The following is a 17,289-nucleotide window of genomic DNA, read 5'->3' on the forward strand; positions in this document are numbered from 1 at the left end:
CGGCGCTCCCTTGAGGGGGCGGCGCTCAAGTACCGCTGCTTGTCCGGTGCGTGTGCGGTGCCCGTCCCCGCACTGCGCGACCGGGCGGTACGCAAGAGCCTAGAGCGACTCTGCGCTGGTGGGGAGATCAATTACGTCATTGCTGCGGTGTCGCGTGAGCTGTCCGGAAAGCAACCGGCTGCGGATGCCCGGCCGGGCATCCGCAGCCGGTCTGCGTTCTACAGGTACTGCCCGGTATTCGCCACCGTGTCGATGGAGCGTCCGGTGTCTGCGCCCTGCTTTCCGGTGACCAACGTACGGATGAAGACGATCCGCTCGCCCTTCTTGCCGGAGATCCTGGCCCAGTCGTCCGGGTTCGTGGTGTTCGGCAGGTCCTCGTTCTCCTTGAACTCGTCCACGCACGCCTGGAGGAGATGGGAGACGCGAAGGCCCTTCTGGCCCTGGTCGAGGAAGGCCTTGATGGCCATCTTCTTGGCCCGGTCGACGATGTTCTGGATCATCGCGCCGGAATTGAAGTCCTTGAAGTAGAGGACTTCCTTGTCGCCGTTGGCGTACGTGACCTCGAGGAAGCGGTTCTCCTCGGACTCGGTGTACATCCGCTCGACGACCGACTGGATCATGGCGTGCGCGGCGGCTTCCTTGGAGCCGGTGTGCTCCGCCAGGTCGTCCGCGTGCAGGGGCAGCGAAGGCGTGAGGTACTTCGCGAAGATGTCCTTCGCAGCCTCTGCGTCGGGGCGCTCGATCTTGATCTTCACATCGAGGCGGCCGGGTCGCAGGATCGCGGGGTCGATCATGTCCTCGCGGTTGGAGGCGCCGATGACGATGACGTTCTCCAGGCCCTCGACGCCGTCGATCTCGGCCAGCAGCTGGGGGACGATGGTGTTCTCCACGTCCGAGCTGACGCCGGATCCCCGGGTGCGGAAAAGGGACTCCATCTCGTCGAAGAAGACGATGACGGGGGTGCCCTCGCTCGCCTTCTCACGGGCGCGCTGGAAGACCAGGCGAATGTGCCGCTCGGTCTCGCCGACGTACTTGTTGAGGAGTTCCGGGCCCTTGATGTTGAGGAAGTAGCTCTTGCCCGCGGGCTGGCCGGTGACTTCGGCGACCTTCTTGGCAAGGGAGTTGGCCACTGCCTTGGCGATGAGTGTCTTGCCGCAGCCTGGCGGCCCGTAGAGCAGGATGCCCTTCGGTGGCCGCAGTTCGTGTTCCTTGAAGAGGTCGGGGTGGAGGTAGGGGAGCTCGACCGCGTCCCGGATCAGCTCGATCTGGTCGCTCAGGCCGCCGATCTTGTCGTAGTCGATGTCCGGTACTTCTTCGAGGACGAGCTCTTCGACCTCGCTCTTGGGCACCACTTCGTAGACGTAGCCGGACCTGGGTTCGAGCAGCAGGGCGTCGCCGGGGCGGATGGTGATGTCCAGCAGCGGCTCGGCGAGCCGTACCACCCGTTCCTCGTCGGTGTGCCCGATGACCAGGGCCCGTTCGCCGTCCTCGAGGATTTCCTTGAGTGTGACGATGTCCCCGGCCCGCTCGAATTCCATGGCGTCGACCACGTTGAGCGCTTCATTGAGCATGACTTCCTGGCCGCGCCGGAGGTCGTCGAGCTCAACGCTGGGGCTGACATTCACCCGGAGCTTTCGGCCCCCGGTGAAGATGTCGCACGTGCCGTCCTCATTGCCCTGCAAGAACACACCGAAACCGGCCGGCGGCTGCGCGAGCCGGTCGACTTCTTCCTTGAGGGCCACGATCTGGTCGCGGGCCTCGCGGAGTGTGTTGGCGAGCCGCTCATTCTGCGCGGACACGCCTGCCAGGTTCGTCTGCAACTCGACGATCCGCTCTTCGAGAATCCTCGTATGGCGCGGAGAGTCGGCGAGCTTACGTCGCAGGACGGCGATTTCCTGCTCGAGATAGGCGACCTGGCCGGCTGGGTCTTCGGACCCCCGCCCGGGCCGGATGCCGCGGTTGATGTCGTCGTCGTGGGCTGCCACGGTCCTCACCTCCTCCAAGGGGAGCTGGACGCTTCCTGACCCTACCTGGGTGGGTGATGATTGAAACCCCTAGATCACAAAGACTGCGAGGCGTGTCCGATCTTCACCCTTGCGTTCCCCCTCGTGTCAGGGGAATACCCACCCTTCAACATCGGAAAGCGGCCGGTTGTATCGTCGAACCGTTCAACACCCGTCAGGGCTGGCTACTTTTGGTTCGGATATGCAGGAAACGGCAGGAGAAATGACCGTGCAGCAGGACGCTCCCACCGGCAGCGACACGCAGGACCTGGAGGTCTGGATCGACCAGGACCTCTGCACGGGAGACGGCATCTGCGTGCAGTACGCACCCGAGGTGTTCGAGCTGGACATCGACGGTCTGGCGTACGTGAAGAGTGGCGACGACGAGCTGCTGCAGGACCAGGGCGCGACCACGCCCGTACCGCTGCCACTTCTTCAGGATGTGGTCGATTCGGCCAAGGAGTGCCCGGGCGACTGCATCCACGTACGTCGCGTTTCGGACAGAGTCGAGGTGTATGGTCCCGAGGCCGCCTGATCCGGCGGTTCCGGGCGGGCGATCACGAGCAGTGACCGATCAGGCGCTGCTCGGGGCGGCCCGGGTCGCGCGGACGAATGCGCCGCCCTGCCACCGCCAGGTGACCTCTTCCTGCTGGTCGGGACAGCAGCGCGGTACTGCGGCCGAGGAGTAGCCGAGCAGGGTGGCGGAGATGATGCCGTCACGCACCGCGAAATCGCCGACGCTCATATCCTGGGCGGGGTCCACCAGGGTCGCCACGACCCGGGGTGTGACCCCGCTTCCTTGTGTGAGGACGTAGACGCCGCTGGGCGGAGTGCCGGATCCGGCCGCGCAGTGGACCACGGCGACGGTCTCGGGGCGGCCGTCGCCGTCGAGGTCGCCGGGTGCCTGTCTGGCCACGGTGTTCTCCAGCCCGCCGCACTCCAGGGGGAAGGTCGCCCGCTCCGGATCGGGTGCGGCGACGGATGCGGTGCCGTGCTGCGCGGTGGTGCGGTGGGGGGTCGAGGCCGAGGCCGTGGGGTCCGGCTGGAGCATGCCTGCGGCTGCGACGACAGCGGCCATGGCTGTCGCGGTGGCCAGCCAGTGCAGCGGCTTGGTGTCGGTGTGCGCGAGGTCCGGGAGCTCGGAGGGCTGCACGCGGGATGTCTCCTGTGGTTCCTGTGGTTCGAGGATGCCTGGGTGGGCGGTACCGCCGGTGGGACGTCCGCGGTGGCGTGGGGGTGGCCAGCATCGTGCCACACCTCACAGAGCAGGGGAACGGTGGGGTCGGCACGGATGGGCTTCCGTAGCGGCAACGAAAAGGCGCCGCCGACGAGTTCCCGTGTCGGTCCGGGAACTCGTCGGCGGCGCCGGTACGTTGTGCGGCTCAGCCGCGGGAGGAGCCGCTCTGGCTGCCGGGACCGTCGTAGTCCTCGCCGTAGGCGCCCTTGGCGGGGCGGCGGCGGCGCAGCGGGGCCTCCACGCCGTCGGCCAGACGGCGGGCGGTGACGAGGAAGCCGGTGTGGCCGATCATGCGGTGGTCCGGACGGACGGCCAGGCCCTCGACGTGCCAGTTGCGGATCATCGATTCCCAGGGCTGCGGTTCGGCGAAGCAGCCGATCTCGCGGATGGACTCGACGGTCCGCGCGAGCTGGGTGGTCGTCGCGACATACGCGCAGAGGATGCCACCGGGCACAAGCGCCTTGGAGACGGCCTCCAGGCACTCCCAGGGGGCGAGCATGTCGAGGATGACACGGTCGACGTCGGTGTCCGAGAGGTTGTCCTGGAGATCGCCGACGGTGAGCTGCCAGGCGGGGTGCGGTTCGCCGAAGTAGCGTTCCACGTTCTGCTGGGCGATCTCGGCGAAGTCCTCGCGGCGCTCGTAGGAGTGCAGCATGCCCTGGTCGCCGATGGCGCGCAGCAGGAAGGTGGAGAGCGAGCCGGAGCCGACGCCGGCTTCCACGACACGGGCGCCGGGGAAGATGTCGGCGAAGGCCAGGATCTGCCCCGCGTCCTTGGGGTAGACCACGGCGGCGCCGCGGGGCATGGACAGGACGTAGTCGGGGAGCAGGGGGCGCAGCGCGAGGTAGGCGACGTTTCCCGTGGTTCGGACAACACTGCCCTCGGGGGCACCGATCAGCTCGTCGTGCGGGAAAGAACCCTTGTGGGTGTGGAAATTCTTTCCGGCTTCGAGCGTGAAGGTGTAGTGGCGTCCCTTGGGATCGGTGAGCTGGACCTGGTCCCCGACCTTGAAGGGCCCGCGTCGGCGGGCGGCACCGGTCGGTTCAGACATGTGACCAGCGTACCGGTGATTCCCGGCGCGCCGACCGCGAGCCCGGGCGGTCAGGCGGCGGGCCTCGCCAGGGCGGCGACGAATGCCCGTTCGACGTCGGCGGTGGACAGCACGCCGTAGATCTCACCGGTCTCCTCGAGGACGAGGTATTCGGTGGCGGGGTTGGCCTTGAGCCTATCCAGGAGTGCTTCGCCGGCCAGCTCGGCCGAGATCTTCATGCCCTCGGTGAGGTCCTGGGCGAGGCTGCTGACGGCGACCCAGGGGCGGCGGTGTTCGGGGACGGAGACGATGGCCGTCTCGCGGACGACGCCCTGGGGTTCGCCGTGTCCGTCGACGACGACGAGGGCGCGGGCGCCCGCCTCGTTGGCGCGGCGCAGGGCCTCGGAGAGCGGGGTGGCGGCCTCCACCGGAACGGCACGCCGGGTGAGGGTGCGGGCGCGCAGTTCGGGGAGGTGTTCGCGCAGGCGGGCCATGCGCAGGCTGTTGCCCGCACCGGTCCAGATGATGGCGGCGAGGATGGCGGCGAGCAGCGCGTCGGTGACGGTGTCCAAGCCGCTGAGGTCTCGGGGGTTGTTCCCGAAGGAGCCGGTGTGGGTGAGCAGCGGGAGGCCGATGAGGGTGACGACGGCGAGCGCGCGGCCGACCCAGGCGGCTGCGACGGTGCCGCTCATCGGCCGCCCGGTGATCTTCCAGACGACGGCACGGAGCATGCGCCCGCCGTCGAGCGGGAGACCGGGGAGGAGGTTGAAGGCGGCCACCAGGAGGTTGGAGATCATCAGTCCGGCAAGGAGGACACCGGGCACGGTGCCGGGCGCGACGAACGTCATCCCTACGTAGAAGAGCCCGGCGAGCACCAGGGAGAGCAAAGGGCCGACGAAGGCGAGAACGAATTCGCGGCCGGGGGTCTCGGACTCCTTCTCGATCTCGGAGACGCCGCCGAAGAACTGGAGCTGGATGCGGCGCACCGGAAGCTTGTAGCGCAGCGCGACGACCGTGTGGGCGAGTTCGTGGACGAGTACGGACGCGTAGAAGGCAATAGCGAAGAAGAGGGAGACCAGATAGCGAGCCGCGCCGAGTTCGGGCAGTACCCGTTCGAGCTGACCTCCGAAGACCCAGGTGATCAGTGCGGCCACGAGGAACCAACTGGGCGCGACGTACACGGGCACGCCGAAGGGACGGCCCATGAGCAGACCACCGCCGGGCTCTTCGGGGCGCCGCGGTTCGCCCTTCTCGGGGCCGGCGCCGGGGTCCGTTCCCCCTGCGCCGGGCTGCGGCCGCCCGCTGTCGCCGCTCTCGTCCACGAGGTCCCTTCGGTCGGTGCTGTCCAGCACGATCATGCAGTGTTCGAGGGTGTGTGGTCGATGGTATGCCGCCGGCTGTCAGTGGCGGGCCGTAGGGTCTTCGACATGACCTCCCTGCCGCGGCCGCCTCAGCCGCCTTCGTCCCTGTCGCCGTCGCGGGCGAGCGATTTCATGCAGTGTCCTCTGCTGTACCGCTTCCGGGTCATCGACAAACTGCCGGAGAAGCCCAGCGAGGCGGCAACCCGGGGCACGCTGGTGCATGCGGTGCTCGAGCGGCTCTTCGACAACCCGGCGGTGGAGCGCACGGCCGGCCGGGCCACGGCGCTGATCCCCGGCCAGTGGGACCGGCTGCTCGAGTCGAAGCCGGAGCTGTCGGAGCTGTTCGCGGAGGATGCCGGTGGCGAGCGGCTGGCGCGTTGGCTCTCGGAGGCGGAGAGCCTGGTGGAGCGGTGGTTCTCACTGGAGGATCCGACGCGCCTGGAGCCCGCCGAGCGGGAGCTGTTCGTCGAGACGGAGCTGGAGTCGGGGCTGCGGCTGCGCGGGGTGATCGACCGTATCGATGTGGCGCCGACGGGCGAGGTCCGGATCGTCGACTACAAGACGGGGAAGGCGCCGCGCCCGGAGTACGCGGAGGGCGCGCTCTTCCAGATGAAGTTCTACGCCCTGGTGATCTGGCGGCTGAAGGGCGTGGTGCCCCGCCGGCTCCAGCTCGTCTATCTCGGCAGCGGCGACATCATGACGTACGACCCGGTGGTGGCGGATCTGGAGCGCGTCGAGCGGAAGCTGCTGGCGCTCTGGGACGCGATCCGGCAGGCGACGGAGACGGGCGAGTGGCGGCCCCGGCCGACGAAGCTCTGCGGCTGGTGCGACCACCAGTCGGTCTGCCCCGAATTCGGCGGCACTCCCCCGGTATATCCGTTGTCAGTACGCCCGGCGGAGTCGGAGCAGGATGTCCAGGGCAGAATGGATCCGGTCCATGCTGAGGCCGGCCGGCCTGTGGCCCTCGAAGGACCTTAAGGAGACCCTGTGGCTATCCGTGTCCTACTGGTCGATGACCAACCGCTGCTGCGCACCGGCTTCCGGATGATTCTGGAGGCGGAGGGGGATCTCGCGGTGGTGGGCGAGGCCGGTGACGGTCTCCAGGCTCTCGACCAGGTGCGGGCGCTGCAGCCCGATGTGGTGCTGATGGACATCCGTATGCCGCGGATGGACGGCGTCGAGGCGACGCGTCAGATCACCGGTCCCGGCCGGGACGGTCCGGCGAAGGTGCTGGTGCTGACCACGTTCGATCTCGACGAGTATGTGGTGGAGGCGCTGCGCGCCGGCGCCAGCGGCTTCCTGTTGAAGGACGCCCCGGCCAATGAGCTGGTGCAGGCCATCCGCGTGGTCGCCGCGGGCGAGGCGATGCTCGCTCCGAGCATCACCCGCAGACTGCTCGACAAGTATGCGGACCATCTGCCGTCCGGCGAGGAGCCGGTGCCCGACACCCTGCACACGCTGACGGACCGTGAGGTCGAGGTGCTGAAGCTGGTGGCGCGCGGTCTGTCGAATGCGGAGATCGCCGCGGATCTGTTCGTCAGTGAGACCACGGTCAAGACGCATGTCGGCCATGTGCTGACCAAGCTCGGTCTGCGCGACCGAGTGCAGGCGGCCGTGTACGCGTACGAGAGCGGCCTGGTTCGCCCCGGCGCTCAGTGAGCGGAGCGGGGAGAGCGGCGCCTTCCGGCCAGGTGCGGCCGGGGGCGCCGTCCGTGCTCAGACCCGTCCGTCGCTCAGCTCCCAGAGCCGGAGATCTGCGGAGGAGTTGACCGCCCACTCGACACCGATGAGGTCCTCACGGGAGGCGGCGTACTGCTTGCCCTGCCAGATCGGCAGTACCGGGATGTCGTTGGCGACGATGTCCTGGAGCTGCTGGAAGGTCTTGGTCGAGGCGCTGCGGTCGGTCTCGCGGCGGGACTGCGGAATGAGCGTCTTCTGGGCCAGGGTCGACTTGTAGGGCGAGTTGAGGAAGTTGTTCTTGTCGAGGAACGGCGCCGTGAAGTTGTCGGGGTCCGGGAAGTCGGGGAACCAGCCCATGCCGTAGACGGCGTAGTCGCCGCGCAGCTGTGCCGGGCGGTACTTCGCCCAGGGGGTTCCCTGGACGGTGACGTCGAACAGTCCGGTGTCGTTGAACTGCTTCTTCAGGGTTGCGAACTCGGCGGCGGTGCCGGCGCCGGCCCGGTCGTTCGGGTAGTGGAGCGTGAGCTTCACCGGGGTGTCGACGCCTGCGGCGTTCAGGATCGCCGCAGCCTTCGTGGTGCTGGGTTCGCCGTACTTGTTGTAGAACGAGTTGGCGTGCGCGGTGATGCCGGACGGGATCAGCGAGTACAGCGGCTCGACCGTGGCGCCGTACGCCTCGCCTGCGATTTCACCGCGGTCGATGACCTGGGCCATGGCCTGGCGGACGGCCTTGTTCTTCACGGCCGGGTCGTTGGTGTTGAAGCCCAGGAAATGGATGGCGAGGCCGGGCATCTCGGTGAGCTTGATGCCGTCCCTGGGCTTTTCGAGCATCTGCTGGGACTGCTCTGGCGACATGGTGCGGGTCATCATGTCGATCTTCTCGTTGTCGAGGGCCTTGCCCATGGCCGCCGGGTCAGGGAAGGCGTCCAGCTCGACCTTCTCGTTCCGTACTTTCAGATCCCCCTTGTAGCGGGGGTTCCTGGTGAAGAGCACCTTGACGACCTGGTTGTGCTCGACTTCCGGCTTCATGGTGTACGGGCCGGAGCCGTCCACCTGGAATCCGGTACGCGCGGACTTCGCCGCGTACTTGCTCCGCGGCACGATCCCGGCGACCGGGGTGGCGAGCTTGTACGGGAACGTGGCATCCGGCGTACGGAGATGGAAGATGACCTCCCGATCGCCCTGCGTCTCGATCGTGTCGATGTTGTCGAGCAGGGCGACGGGCCCGTTCGCGGCATCGATGCGGATGACGCGGTCTATGGAGTACTTCACGTCATCGGCGGTTATGGCCTTGCCGTCGGCGAACTTCAGACCGCTGCGAAGCTTGCAGCGGTAGCTCTCGTTCTGCGTGTCCGTGAAGGTGCAGCTCTCCGCAGCTTCGGGCACCGGCTCGCCGCCGCCGCGCGGCACATGCACCAGGGTCTGCACGGTCTGCCGGAGCACATTCCATACGCCGGCTTCGTAGCCGATGGCGGGGTCGAGCGGCGCGGGGTTGTCCTTGGAGGCGACGAACTGGTCCGTGGTGCCGACAACGATGGCGGCCTTGCCATCGCCCCCGTCGCCCGACGCGCCGCAGGCGGCGAGTGCGGGTGCGAGCAGGCCGACGACGGCCGGCAGCACCAGAGTCTTGCGGTTCATCTGGACGCTCTCCCTCATCCGTGCATTGAGAGAGCGACATTAGTAGGCGCCGTCGGCAATGCCGGACCGGAGATGTCGCGATGCGTAATCAGACGGTGATGGGAATTAGCGGCGAGCCGTTTTCCTCGGCCGGGAAGGTTCCGTGCAGGACCTCACTAATCATGACATTTCGAAACACCAAAACGGACACCTCGGTGGATCTCGAAAAGCCTTCGGAGGTCATTCAGGTGATAAAGCTCACACCCGAGGCTCTTTCCTCCCTTTGCCGTACGCCCGGCTTGCACACACTTACGTACGACAGAAAATGCACCATCCGACGCCGAGAATTTTTCGATTTATTCACAGAAACACTCTCGGTGTGCGGATCACCGCATTCCTGTGACCAGGCCCCGGAGAAACGCGAGATCGACTTCTTCGAGCGAACGTACGACCACTCGGCCGGACGCAGGGGCGATCGGCGCGACGGACGGTACGGCGACCACCCGGCAGCCCGCGGCCTCCGCCGCCGCCACGCCGGTCGCGGTGTCCTCGATGACCGCGCAGAGCTCGGGGACCGCCCCGAAGCCGGACGCGGCGGTGAGATAGGGCTCCGGGTGCGGTTTGGTACGGGAGACCTCGTCGCCCGCGACGGTGAGGGCGAAGTGGTGGGCGCCCACCGAGTCCAGCACCCGGTCGATGATCCGCCGGTGCGAGGCGGAGACCAGGGCGGTGGGAATCTCGTGCCTGGCCAGCTCGGCCAGCAGCCGCGCCGCGCCCGGCATCAGCGGCACCCCTCGGCCGATGCGCCTCTCGAAGCGGTCGTTGAGCAGCACGGTGAGTTCGGCGAGGGTGATGTCCGCGCCGGTGACATCCATGAGGTAGCCGGCACTGCGGGTCATCGGCCCGCCGACCACCACGTCCCGCCAGGCCTCGTCGAGCTGATGCCCGAGCTCGGCGAAGACCTCCACCTCGGCGTCCCACCAGAAGCCCTCGGTGTCGACGAGCGTGCCGTCCATGTCGAGCAGGACGGCCTGCAGAGCGGCGCCTTCGGCCGTGCGGGTCATGGACGCGGGAACCGTGCTGGTCATCCGGCACACCTTCCGTAAGGGACGAGAAGGCCGGCCGCCATTTCCCGTGGGAAGGGCGACCGGCCTGCACTGGACCGACCAGTGTACGACTTGTCCGGCTACCGCGCGCTGAACGGCGTCTTACCGCGCGTTGAAGTACTTCGCCTCCGGGTGGTGGATCACGATCGCGTCGGTGGACTGCTCCGGGTGCAGCTGGAACTCCTCCGAGAGATGCACACCGATCCGCTCGGGCTGGAGCAGCTCGGCGATCTTCGCCCGGTCCTCCAGGTCGGGGCAGGCGCCGTAGCCGAGCGAGAAGCGCGCACCGCGGTACTTCAGCGCGAACATGTCCTCGACATCGGCGGGGTCCTCGCCGCCGAAGCCGAGCTCGGAGCGGACCCGGGCGTGCCAGTACTCGGCGAGGGCCTCGGCCAGCTGTACGGACAGGCCGTGCAGCTCCAGGTAGTCGCGGTAGGCGTTGGCCTCGAAGAGCTTCGCGGTCTCGCCGCCGATCTTCGAGCCGACGGTGACGACCTGGAGGCCGATCACATCGGTCTCGCCCGACTCCTCGGGGCGGAAGAAGTCCGCGAGGCAGAGGCGGCGGCCGCGGCGCTGGCGCGGGAAGGTGAAGCGGGTGCGCTCGGAGCCGTCCTCGTGGAGCAGGATCAGGTCGTCGCCCTTGGAGACGCAGGGGAAGTAGCCGTGGACGACGGCGGCTTCCAGCAGGTTCTCGGTGTGGAGCTTGTCGAGCCAGCCGCGCAGGTGCGGGCGGCCCTCGGTCTCGACCAGCTCCTCGTACGTCGGTCCGTCACCGGAGCGGGCCTGCTTGAGGCCCCACTGGCCTTTGAAGAGCGCGCCCTCGTCCAGCCAGGACGCGTACTCCTTGAGCTGGATGCCCTTGACGACCCGGGTACCCCAGAACGGCGGTGCGGGCACCGGGTTGTCGACGGCGACGTCGGAGCGGACGCCCTCCTCGGGCTCGTCGACCTCCAGGACCGCCGTGTCCCGCTTGGGGACGCGGCGCTGCTTGAGTTCGGGGAGGACGGCGCCGGGCACGCCGCGCTTGACCGCGATCAGGGCGTCCATCAGGCGCAGCCCCTCGAACGCGTCACGGGCGTAGCGGACCTCGCCCTCGTAGATCTCGTGGAGGTCCTGCTCGACATAGGCCCGGGTGAGGGCCGCGCCGCCGAGGATCACCGGGAAGTCGGCGGCCAGCTTGCGCTGGTTCAGCTCCTCCAGGTTCTCCTTCATGATCACGGTGGACTTCACCAGGAGGCCGGACATGCCGATGACGTCGGCGCGGTGCTCCTCGGCGGCCTCCAGGATCGCGGAGACGGGCTGCTTGATGCCGAGGTTCACGACGTTGTAGCCGTTGTTGGACAGGATGATGTCGACGAGGTTCTTGCCGATGTCATGGACGTCGCCGCGGACCGTGGCCAGGACGATGGTGCCCTTGCCCTCGGCGTCGGACTTCTCCATGTGCGGTTCCAGATAGGCGACCGCGGTCTTCATGACCTCGGCGGACTGGAGCACGAACGGCAGCTGCATCTGGCCGGAGCCGAAGAGCTCACCGACGACCTTCATGCCTTCGAGCAGCGTGTCGTTGACGATGTCGAGGGCCGGGCGGGTCTGCAGGGCCTCGTCGAGGTCGGTCTCCAGGCCGTTCTTCTCACCGTCGATGATGCGGCGCTGGAGGCGCTCGTCGAGCGGCAGGGCGAGGAGTTCCTCGGCCTTGCCCGCCTTCATGGACTTCATGTTGACGCCCTCGAAGAGCTCCATGAGCTTCTGGAGGGGGTCGTAGCCCTCTGCGCGGCGGTCGTAGATGAGGTCGAGCGCGACCTCGACCTGCTCCTCCTCGAGGCGCGCGATCGGCAGGATCTTGGAGGCGTGCACAATCGCCGAGTCGAGTCCGGCCTTGACGCACTCGTCGAGGAAGACGGAGTTCAGCACGACGCGGGCGGCCGGGTTAAGGCCAAAGGAGATGTTGGACAGGCCCAGCGTGGTCTGGACGTCGGGGTGGCGCTTCTTCAGTTCGCGGATGGCCCCGATGGTGGCGATGCCGTCGCCCCGGGACTCCTCCTGACCGGTGCAGATGGTGAAGGTCAGGGTGTCGATCAGGATGTCCGGCTCCTTGATGCCCCAGTTGCCGGTCAGGTCCTCGATGAGCCGCTCCGCGACGGCGACCTTGTGCTCGACAGTACGGGCCTGGCCCTCCTCGTCGATGGTCAGGGCGATCAGCGCGGCGCCGTGCTCGGCGGCCAGCGCGGTGACCTTGGCGAAGCGGGACTCGGGTCCGTCGCCGTCCTCGTAGTTGACGGAGTTGAGGACGGCACGGCCGCCGAGCTTCTCCAGACCGGCCCGCAGGACGGGCAGTTCGGTGGAGTCGAGCACGATCGGGAGGGTGGAGGCGGTGGCGAAGCGGCCGGCCAGCTCCTCCATGTCAGCCACACCGTCGCGGCCCACGTAGTCGACGCAGAGGTCGAGCATGTGGGCGCCCTCGCGGATCTGGTCGCGGGCCATCTCCACGCAGTCGTCCCAACGGGCCTCCAGCATGGCCTCGCGGAACTTCTTCGACCCGTTGGCGTTCGTACGCTCGCCGATCGCGAGGTACGAGGTGTCCTGGCGGAACGGGACGGTCTGGTACAGGGACGCGGCGCCCGGCTCGGGGTGCGGGGTGCGGGGAGTGACGGCGACGCCGCGGACCCGCTCGACGACCTGGCGCAGGTGCTCCGGGGTCGTACCGCAGCAGCCGCCGACCAGCGAGAGTCCGTACTCGCGTACGAAGGTCTCCTGGGCGTCGGCCAGCTCGGCCGGGGACAGCGGGTAGTGCGCGCCGTCCTTGCCGAGCACGGGGAGGCCGGCGTTGGGCATGCAGGAGAGCGGGATGCGTGAGTGGCGGGCGAGGTAGCGCAGGTGCTCGCTCATCTCGGCGGGGCCGGTGGCGCAGTTCAGGCCGATGAGGTCGATGCCTAGCGGTTCCAGGGCGGTGAGAGCCGCGCCGATCTCGGAGCCGAGCAGCATCGTGCCGGTCGTCTCGACGGTGACGGAGCAGATCACCGGGAGGTTGGCACCGGTGGCCTCCAGAGCGCGGCGGGCGCCGATGACGGAGGCCTTGGTCTGCAGGAGGTCCTGGGTGGTCTCGACCAGGAGGGCGTCGGCGCCGCCGGCGATCATGCCCTCGGCGTTCTGCTGGTAGGCGTCGCGGAGCTTGGTGTAGGGGGCGTGGCCCAGCGTCGGTAGCTTCGTGCCCGGGCCCATGGAGCCGAGCACCCAGCGCTGCTGTCCGGTGGAGGCGGTGAACTCGTCGGCGACCTCGCGGGCGATGCGCGCGCCCGACTCGGAGAGCTCGAAGACCCGCTCGGCGATGTCGTACTCGCCCAGGGCCGCCAGGTTGGCGCCGAAGGTGTTCGTCTCGACGCAGTCCACGCCGACAGCGAAGTACTCCTGGTGCACGGAGCGCACGATGTCGGGGCGCGTGACGTTCAGGATCTCGTTGCAGCCTTCGAGGTCCTGGAAGTCCTCGAGGGTCGGGTCCTGCGCCTGGAGCATGGTGCCCATGGCACCGTCGGCCACCACCACCCGGGTGGCAAGTGCCTCGCGGAGGGCTTCGGCTCGGTTCCGGCTGTCGGCGGAAGGGGTCGGCGACGAGGCCATGGATGTACTCCCTGGGATGCGACGGCTGTCGGCTTTGCGTCTTCGGCGGAAGGCGCACCAGGCCAGCGTAGCCGGGCGGCGCCCGGGGCCGTCACTCCGTCCCACGGAACGGACGGCATGCTGTGCGGGGAGATGTCCGGATCGAAGTGGTGCCGCAGTTTTCCCATGGGATCGAGCGCGGGTCGACATCGACCGATAGTGTTCAGCATTGTCGAACCAAGGTGGAGGAGTACGGCGCGATGGCCAAGAACATCCAGTCGCTGGAGCGGGCGGCGGCGATGCTGCGCCTGCTGGCAGGCGGCGAGCGCCGGCTGGGGCTGTCCGACATCGCCTCTTCACTGGGCCTGGCCAAGGGCACCGCGCACGGCATCCTGCGCACACTCCAGCACGAGGGCTTCGTCGAGCAGGACGCGGTGTCCGGCCGCTATCAGCTGGGCGCCGAGCTGCTGCGCCTGGGCAACAGTTATCTGGACGTCCACGAGCTGCGGGCCCGCGCGCTCGTCTGGACGGACGACCTGGCCCGATCCAGCGGCGAGAGCGCCCATCTGGGGGTCCTGCACCAGCAGGGCGTCCTCATCGTCCACCACGTCTTCCGGCCCGACGACAGCCGGCAGGTCCTGGAGGTGGGGGCCATGCAGCCACTGCACTCCACGGCCCTGGGCAAGGTGCTCGCGGCGTACGACCCGGTGGCGCACACCGAGGCTCTGGAGGCCGAGCGGAGGCCGTTCACCCCGCGCACCGTCACCGACCCGGAGGAGTTCGAGGCGATGCTCGACCTGATCCGGGCCCGCGGCTGGGCGGCCGACGTGGAGGAGACCTGGGAAGGCGTCGCCGCGGTGGCCGCCCCGATCCACGACCGGCGGCGGATGCCGGTCGGCGCGGTGGCCGTGACCGGCGCGGTGGAGCGGGTCTGCGCGGACGGGGAGCTGCGCCCCGAGCTGATCGCCGCGGTGCGGGACTGCGCCCGCGCGGTCTCCAGGGATCTGGGCGCCCGGCCCTTCTGACCTCCGCGGCCGTTGATCGTTACCGACGAGCCGTCGGTAACGATCGAGTTATAGGCCACACAACCCTTGACGCCTGATTCACCTGGGGGAAGCATTGCCGTTCACCGGTCGGCATTGTCGAACAGCTAACGGAATTTCGCGTTAAGGTGTGACAGCGTCAAGGGCCGGAAAACGCCCTCACATGAGGGCGCGGACCACCGGAGGGACCCGGGGTTCGGCTTCCCTGGACGAAGGACAAAGGAGTCGCGGGTGTCCAGCTCCGACATCTTCATCGGCGAGACCATAGGTACCGCCGTACTCATCCTGCTCGGCGGCGGTGTCTGTGCCGCCGTCACTCTCAAGCGCTCCAAGGCGCAGAACGCCAGCTGGCTCGCCATCACCTTCGGGTGGGGTTTCGCCGTGCTGACCGGCGCATATCTGGCCGGTGGCGTTTCCGGCGCACATCTCAATCCGGCGGTCACGATCGGTCTCGCGATCGAGGGCGGCACCAAGTGGAGCGACGTACCGCTGTACCTCGGCTCCCAGCTGCTCGGCGCGATGATCGGCGCGGTGCTGGTCTGGCTGACGTACTACGGGCAGTTCCGGGCACATCTCACCGATCCGGAGATCCTGGGCGCCCAGCCGGGTGAAGAGGCCATGGTCGACAAGGCATCCGCCCCGAAGGCGGGCCCGGTGCTGGGCATCTTCTCCACCGGCCCCGAGATCCGGCACGCGGTGCAGAACCTCGTCACCGAAATCATCGCCACCGTCGTGCTCGTCCTGGCGATCCTCACCCAGGGCCTCAACAACGAGGGCAACGGCCTGGGCACGCTCGGCGCACTGGTAACCGCTCTGGTCGTCGTCGGTATCGGTCTCTCCCTCGGCGGGCCGACGGGTTACGCGATCAACCCCGTTCGCGACCTCGGTCCGCGTATCGTGCACGCGCTGCTGCCGCTGCCGAACAAGGGCGGCTCCGACTGGGGCTACGCGTGGATCCCGGTCGTCGGACCGCTCATCGGCGGCGCGATCGCGGGCGGGCTCTACAACGTCGCCTTCGCCTGAGCCGTGGCGCACAGAGCCGTAACCCTCAAGACCACACAGACTTCCGGGAGCACACCGTGACCGACGCACACACCACCGGCCCGTTCATCGCGGCCATCGACCAGGGCACCACCTCCAGCCGCTGCATCGTCTTCGACAAGGACGGCCGGATCGTCTCCGTCGACCAGAAGGAGCACGAACAGATCTTCCCGAAGCCGGGCTGGGTCGAGCACAACGCGACCGAGATCTGGGAGAACGTCCAGGAGGTCGTCGCCGGCGCCATCGTCAAGGCGGGCATCACCGCCGCCGATGTGAAGGCGATCGGCATCACCAACCAGCGCGAGACCACACTGCTCTGGGACAAGAACACCGGTGAGCCCGTCCACAACGCCCTGGTCTGGCAGGACACCCGCACCGACGCGCTCTGCAAGGAGCTCGGCCGCAACGTGGGCCAGGACCGCTTCCGCCGCGAGACCGGTCTGCCGCTCGCCTCGTACTTCGCGGGCCCCAAGGTCCGCTGGCTGCTCGACAACGTCGAGGGGCTGCGCGAGCGCGCCGAGCGCGGCGACATCCTCTTCGGCACCATGGACTCCTGGGTCATCTGGAACCTGACCGGCGGCACGGACGGCGGCGTCCATGTCACCGACGTCACCAACGCCTCGCGCACCCTCCTGATGAACCTGCACACCCTGGCGTGGGACGACAAGATCCTCGCGTCCATGGAGATCCCGGCAGCCGTGCTGCCCGAGATCCGCTCCTCCGCCGAGGTGTACGGCACCGCCAAGGGCGGCGTCCTGGACGGTGTCCCCGTCGCCTCCGCGCTCGGCGACCAGCAGGCGGCCCTCTTCGGCCAGACCTGCTTCTCCGAGGGCGAGGCCAAGTCCACGTACGGCACCGGCACCTTCATGCTGATGAACACGGGTGAGACACCCGTCAACTCGTACAACGGGCTGCTGACGACGGTCGGTTACCGGATCGGCGACCAGAAGCCGGTGTACGCCCTGGAGGGCTCCATCGCCGTCACGGGCTCGCTGGTGCAGTGGATGCGCGACCAGATGGGCCTGATCAAGTCCGCGGCCGAGATCGAGACCCTGGCCTCCTCGGTCGAGGACAACGGCGGTGCGTACTTCGTGCCCGCCTTCTCGGGTCTGTTCGCCCCGTACTGGCGCTCCGACGCCCGCGGCGTCATCGCCGGTCTGACCAGGTACGTCACAAAGGCGCACATCGCCCGTGCCGTCCTGGAGGCGACCGCCTGGCAGACCCGTGAGATCACCGACGCCATGACGAAGGACTCCGGTGTCGAGCTCGCCGCCCTCAAGGTCGACGGCGGCATGACCTCCAACAACTTGCTGATGCAGACACTCGCCGACTTCCTGGACGCACCCGTGGTGCGGCCCATGGTCGCCGAAACCACCTGCCTCGGCGCCGCCTACGCCGCCGGTCTCGCCGTCGGCTTCTGGCCGGACACCGACGCGCTGCGCGCCAACTGGCGCCGGGCCGCCGAGTGGACACCCCGCATGGCCGCGGACACCCGCGACCGCGAGTACAAGAGCTGGCTCAAGGCCGTGGAACGGACCATGGGCTGGCTCGAAGACAGCACAGTCGAGGAGTAATCA

General features: G+C 68.2%; 13 protein-coding genes. 6 read left to right on the forward strand and 7 right to left on the reverse strand.

Going from position 1 to position 17,289, the window contains the following annotated elements:
• Positions 1–218: 218 nt before the first annotated feature.
• Positions 219–1,985: a proteasome ATPase gene (gene arc / locus ACIPEK_RS11220; protein ID WP_401993666.1), complete on the reverse strand. Its 1,767-nt coding sequence runs from the start codon at positions 1,983–1,985 to the stop codon at positions 219–221.
• A gap of 241 nt (positions 1,986–2,226) precedes the next feature.
• Here arc and ACIPEK_RS11225 point away from each other — a divergent pair, with 241 nt between their 5' ends.
• Positions 2,227–2,538: a ferredoxin gene (locus ACIPEK_RS11225; protein WP_401993669.1), complete on the forward strand. Its 312-nt coding sequence runs from the start codon at positions 2,227–2,229 to the stop codon at positions 2,536–2,538.
• Positions 2,539–2,577: 39 nt separating this feature from the next.
• Here ACIPEK_RS11225 and ACIPEK_RS11230 read toward each other — a convergent pair whose 3' ends face one another.
• From ACIPEK_RS11230 to ACIPEK_RS11240, 3 genes are all read right to left on the reverse strand, one after another.
• Positions 2,578–3,156, reverse strand: a complete 579-nt coding sequence (locus tag ACIPEK_RS11230; protein WP_383078516.1) for a hypothetical protein — start codon at positions 3,154–3,156, stop codon at positions 2,578–2,580.
• A gap of 229 nt (positions 3,157–3,385) precedes the next feature.
• Positions 3,386–4,291, reverse strand: coding sequence for a tRNA (adenine-N1)-methyltransferase (locus ACIPEK_RS11235; RefSeq protein ID WP_093541283.1), 906 nt, complete (start codon positions 4,289–4,291; stop codon positions 3,386–3,388).
• Positions 4,292–4,341: 50 nt separating this feature from the next.
• Positions 4,342–5,592, reverse strand: a complete 1,251-nt coding sequence (locus ACIPEK_RS11240; RefSeq protein WP_401994055.1) for a site-2 protease family protein — start codon at positions 5,590–5,592, stop codon at positions 4,342–4,344.
• A gap of 171 nt (positions 5,593–5,763) precedes the next feature.
• On the opposite strand from ACIPEK_RS11240, the gene ACIPEK_RS11245 reads away from it, so the two are divergent.
• Both ACIPEK_RS11245 and ACIPEK_RS11250 read left to right on the forward strand, forming a co-directional pair.
• Positions 5,764–6,609 (forward strand): RecB family exonuclease, encoded by an 846-nt coding sequence (locus tag ACIPEK_RS11245; protein WP_351262482.1) that lies wholly within the window; start codon positions 5,764–5,766, stop codon positions 6,607–6,609.
• A 9-nt stretch (positions 6,610–6,618) separates the two neighbouring features.
• Entirely contained in the window at positions 6,619–7,290 is a 672-nt protein-coding gene (locus ACIPEK_RS11250; protein ID WP_093541287.1) for a response regulator transcription factor, read from the forward strand.
• A gap of 57 nt (positions 7,291–7,347) precedes the next feature.
• Here the strand turns inward: ACIPEK_RS11250 and ACIPEK_RS11255 are convergent, their stop codons facing one another.
• From ACIPEK_RS11255 to metH, 3 genes are all read right to left on the reverse strand, one after another.
• A complete protein-coding gene (locus ACIPEK_RS11255) occupies positions 7,348–8,949 on the reverse strand; it encodes an ABC transporter substrate-binding protein (RefSeq protein WP_401993672.1) in 1,602 nt (533 codons plus the stop codon).
• Positions 8,950–9,314: 365 nt separating this feature from the next.
• Positions 9,315–10,016, reverse strand: coding sequence for an HAD family hydrolase (locus tag ACIPEK_RS11260; protein WP_401993674.1), 702 nt, complete (start codon positions 10,014–10,016; stop codon positions 9,315–9,317).
• Positions 10,017–10,136: 120 nt separating this feature from the next.
• A complete protein-coding gene (metH, locus tag ACIPEK_RS11265) occupies positions 10,137–13,649 on the reverse strand; it encodes a methionine synthase (RefSeq protein WP_401993677.1) in 3,513 nt (1,170 codons plus the stop codon).
• 239 nt (positions 13,650–13,888) lie between these two features.
• Between metH and ACIPEK_RS11270 the strand changes: the two genes are divergently transcribed.
• The 3 genes from ACIPEK_RS11270 (at position 13,889) to glpK (ending at position 17,286) form a co-directional block, all read left to right on the forward strand.
• Positions 13,889–14,653: an IclR family transcriptional regulator gene (locus ACIPEK_RS11270; RefSeq protein ID WP_401993680.1), complete on the forward strand. Its 765-nt coding sequence runs from the start codon at positions 13,889–13,891 to the stop codon at positions 14,651–14,653.
• 249 nt (positions 14,654–14,902) lie between these two features.
• Positions 14,903–15,694 carry an MIP/aquaporin family protein gene (locus tag ACIPEK_RS11275; RefSeq protein WP_401993683.1) on the forward strand — a complete coding sequence of 264 codons (792 nt, stop codon included), beginning with the start codon at positions 14,903–14,905 and terminating at the stop codon, positions 15,692–15,694.
• A 56-nt stretch (positions 15,695–15,750) separates the two neighbouring features.
• Positions 15,751–17,286: a glycerol kinase GlpK gene (gene glpK / locus ACIPEK_RS11280; RefSeq protein WP_114243638.1), complete on the forward strand. Its 1,536-nt coding sequence runs from the start codon at positions 15,751–15,753 to the stop codon at positions 17,284–17,286.
• Positions 17,287–17,289 lie beyond the last annotated feature (3 nt).

Origin of the sequence: Streptomyces sp. NPDC088246 (assembly GCF_044741025.1) — a bacterium.
In the GTDB taxonomy this organism is placed as follows: domain Bacteria; phylum Actinomycetota; class Actinomycetes; order Streptomycetales; family Streptomycetaceae; genus Streptomyces.

What these genes read in the sequence shown, in the direction of transcription:
- ACIPEK_RS11225 (WP_401993669.1), top strand. Translation starts at nt 2,227, where the DNA reads ATGACCGTGCAGCAGGACGCTCCCACCGGCAGCGACACGCAGGACCTG.
- ACIPEK_RS11235 (WP_093541283.1), bottom strand. Translation starts at nt 4,291, where the DNA reads ATGTCTGAACCGACCGGTGCCGCCCGCCGACGCGGGCCCTTCAAGGTC.
- ACIPEK_RS11245 (WP_351262482.1), top strand. Translation starts at nt 5,764, where the DNA reads ATGCAGTGTCCTCTGCTGTACCGCTTCCGGGTCATCGACAAACTGCCG.
- ACIPEK_RS11255 (WP_401993672.1), bottom strand. Translation starts at nt 8,949, where the DNA reads ATGAACCGCAAGACTCTGGTGCTGCCGGCCGTCGTCGGCCTGCTCGCA.
- ACIPEK_RS11260 (WP_401993674.1), bottom strand. Translation starts at nt 10,016, where the DNA reads ATGACCAGCACGGTTCCCGCGTCCATGACCCGCACGGCCGAAGGCGCC.
- metH (WP_401993677.1), bottom strand. Translation starts at nt 13,649, where the DNA reads ATGGCCTCGTCGCCGACCCCTTCCGCCGACAGCCGGAACCGAGCCGAA.
- ACIPEK_RS11270 (WP_401993680.1), top strand. Translation starts at nt 13,889, where the DNA reads ATGGCCAAGAACATCCAGTCGCTGGAGCGGGCGGCGGCGATGCTGCGC.